We start from the raw sequence: 2,995 nt of genomic DNA, 5'->3' as shown, positions 1-2,995 counted from the left end.
TGACGGAACTACGGGCGGGCTTGCGGCCGACGGGCCTGCGGGCGGGTTTCCCGCCAGCCGCCGGGAGGCGGACTGCTGCGCGGTCATCGGGCCGTCCTGGCGGCCGCGTCGGCGGCGCGGGCCGCGGTCCGGACGCCTCCGCGGAAGGCGGCCACGGCGGTGGCCAGTTCGTCGCAGCGGCCGGGGGCAGAAGCGTGCCTCATGAGGCCGCTCCCGTGCGGATCCGGGCGCTTGTGGAGACCTGGGTGTAGACCTGTTCGACGCCGTCCGTCACCCGGCTCCAGGTGAAGCGGGACAGCACCCGCTTCCGGCCGGCCGCGCCGAAGCGGCGGCGCAGTGTCGGGCGGGCGAGCAGCCGGCGGGCGGCGGACGCGATCATGTCGGGGTCGTCGGGCGGCAGCAGCAGGCCGGTCTCCTCGTCGGCGACCGTGTCCGGCTGGCCGCCGACCGCGGTGGCCAGCACCGGCACGCCGCACGCCATCGCCTCCAGCGGCACCATCCCGAACGGCTCGTACCGCGGCGTGCACACCACCGCGTCGGCACTGCGGATCAGATTGGGCATCCGCTCGTGCGACACGCCCCCGGCGAACCGCACCCGGTCCCCGACCCCGAGCCCCCGGGCCAGCGCCCGCAGCCGCTCCGCCTCCGGGTCGGTGTCGACCAGCTTCTGCGGCGGGCCGCCGGCGATGACCAGTTCGGTGTTCGGGATGGCGGGCAGCGCCCGTATCGCCTCGTCGAAGCCCTTGCGCCGGACCAGCCGGCCGACCGCCAGCAGCCGGTGCCGCTGCTGCCGCACCGGACCGCGCGCGGGCGCCCCCGGCCGGAACGCCTCGACGTCCACGCCGCACGGCACCACCGCGACCTGTGCGGCCGGCACCCCGAGCCGGGTCAGCTCGACCGCCTCGTCGCCGCAGGTCGCGATCGTCCGGGCGGCGGACCGGCCGATCCGCTTCTCCACCTGCACCCGCTCGTACGGGCTGCTGTCCGCCCGCCCCTGATGGCGGCGCTTGACCGTGCCCAGCACGTGGAAGGTCTGCACCACCGGCACCGGCTCGTCATGCGCGCCGATCAGCGACGCCATGCCGGACATCCAGTAGTGCGCGTGCGCCACGTCCGGCGGCTCCGCGTGCCAGCGGTGGGCGAGGTGGCGGCCGAAGTACGGCATGTAGTCGAGGAGATGGTCCTTCGGGACCTGCTGGGCGGGGCCCGCCGGCACGTGCTCCACCACCACGCCGGCCGGGGTGCGGACCCGCTCCGGCAGATGCGGGGAGTCGCGGCGGGTGTGCACGGTGACCTCGTGGCCGCGGGCGGCGAGCGCCGCGGCCAGCCGGGCCACGTACACGTTCTGCCCGCCGGCGTCCGGGCCGCCGAGCGCGGCGAGCGGGCTGGCGTGTTCGGAGACCATGGCGATCCTCATCGCGTCACCTCTTTCAGCAGCCGCTCCCGGTCGCCCGGGAAGCGGGACACGGCGTCGGTCAGTACGTCCGGCCTCGCCGCCGACGCCCTCATGCGAGGCTCCACTTGACGGCCGCGAGCAGATCGGGCGCGACCCGCGGGGCGTCGCGGATCTCCTCGGCCCGGGTCAGCGGCGTCGGCACCAGCACCGCCTGCGCGCCGGCCGCGGCGGCCGCCGCCATGTCGCTGCCGATGTCGCCGATGACCACGCAGTGCCGCGGGTTGACGTGCAGCCGCGCGGCGACCTCCAGGATCAGACCGGGGGCGGGCTTGCGGCAGCCGCAGTGGTCCGCGGGGAGGTGCGGGCAGATCGCCCAGACGTCGAGGGGGCCGACGAGCTGGTCGACGCGGGCGTGCACCCGGCGCACGTCGGCGATGCTGATCAGGCCGAGGCCGACCGCGCGCTGGTTGGTGACGCAGCCGATCCGCACGCCGGCGGAGCGCAGTAGGGCCACCGCCTGCCGCGCGGTGGGCCGCGGGCGCACCCGGGCCGGGTCGCCGTTGTACGGGATGTTCTCTATGAGGGTGTCGTCGCGGTCGAAGAGCACGGCGACGGGCCGTACCAGGGCCGTCATGTGATCTCACTCCAGGGGCGGACGCGGCGGTGCCGCAGTTCTCCGGTGAGCCGGTGCCAGGTGGCGGCCGGCGGGATGAGCAGGCTGGTCAGCGCCATGGTGGTGATCTCGCCCGGGGTGCGCGGTCCCGGCGCGATCCGGGCCCAGGCGAACTCCGCGGTGCCGGCGGCCCATCCGGTGCCCGCGACGGCGCCGAGGCCGCGGCGGCCTGACGCGAGGCCGGCGGCGGCGAGGACGCCCAGGGCGGTGATCGTCATATGGACCCGGATCCGCCCGCGCGGTGCGGCCGCCAGCCCCCGCCAGCCGGGGCCGTGCAGCCGCCGCATCAGCGCGTCGTCGGCGTTGCCCGCCTGCGCCACCACCGACGCCCAGCGGCCCGCGGGCCGTACCGGACGCAGGGCCAGGCGGCTGCCGCGGCGGATCCGCCGGCCGGCGTCCAGGACCCGCAGCGCCAGGTCGGCGTCCTTGCGGAAGGCGCGCGGGAAGCGTTCGTCGAAGCCGCCCACCTGCTTGAGCGCCTCGGTCCGGTACGCCATGTCGGCGGTGACCCACAGCGCCCGGGCGAGTCCGGCGGAGCTGCGCTCCCAGTCGGTGGCGCGGCGGTCGCGGGGGAGCGGCACGTGCAACGTGCCCTGCACGCCGCCGACATCGGGCGACGCGGCGGCGAGGTCGTCGGCCAGCTCGGCGTACCAGCGCGGCCCCACCTGCACGTCGTCGTCGACGAAGACCGTCCACGGCGCCCCGGCGGTGGACCACCCGGCGTTGCGCGCCGCCGCCGGGCCGCGGCCGCCGCTGTGCAGCACGCTGCTGCGGGCCCGCAGATCGCCCAGGGCGGTCAGCGCCGGTTCGAGATCGGCGGGTTCGGGGCGCGGCCGGTCGTCGACGAGGACGATCTCGCGCGGCTTCGGGCCCTTGGCGGCGGCCAGGGCGCCGAGGCAGTCGGTGAGGCAGGGGCGGGCCAGGGT

General features: G+C 76.8%; 3 protein-coding genes. All 3 read right to left on the bottom strand.

Annotated elements, in window-relative coordinates:
- Positions 1–199: 199 nt before the first annotated feature.
- Positions 200–1,417 carry a glycosyltransferase gene (locus G5C51_RS41195; RefSeq protein WP_165245945.1) on the bottom strand — a complete coding sequence of 406 codons (1,218 nt, stop codon included), beginning with the start codon at positions 1,415–1,417 and terminating at the stop codon, positions 200–202.
- Between the two features lie 88 nt (positions 1,418–1,505).
- Positions 1,506–2,030: a D-glycero-alpha-D-manno-heptose-1,7-bisphosphate 7-phosphatase gene (locus G5C51_RS41190; protein WP_165245943.1), complete on the bottom strand. Its 525-nt coding sequence runs from the start codon at positions 2,028–2,030 to the stop codon at positions 1,506–1,508.
- The coding region (locus G5C51_RS41185; protein ID WP_165245941.1) for a glycosyltransferase family 2 protein at positions 2,027–2,995 on the bottom strand (969 nt) is incomplete at its 5' end. The genes G5C51_RS41185 and G5C51_RS41190, both read right to left, overlap by 4 nt.

This window comes from Streptomyces coryli (assembly GCF_011044975.1).
Classification (GTDB): Bacteria; Actinomycetota; Actinomycetes; order Streptomycetales; family Streptomycetaceae; genus Streptomyces; species Streptomyces coryli.
Note: the sequence above shows the minus strand (reverse complement) of the source record. Positions and strands in the feature narration are given on the sequence as shown.

Coding starts and splice junctions, on each gene's coding strand:
- G5C51_RS41195 (WP_165245945.1), bottom strand. CDS start 1,417: ATGAGGATCGCCATGGTCTCCGAACACGCCAGCCCGCTCGCCGCGCTC.
- G5C51_RS41190 (WP_165245943.1), bottom strand. CDS start 2,030: ATGACGGCCCTGGTACGGCCCGTCGCCGTGCTCTTCGACCGCGACGAC.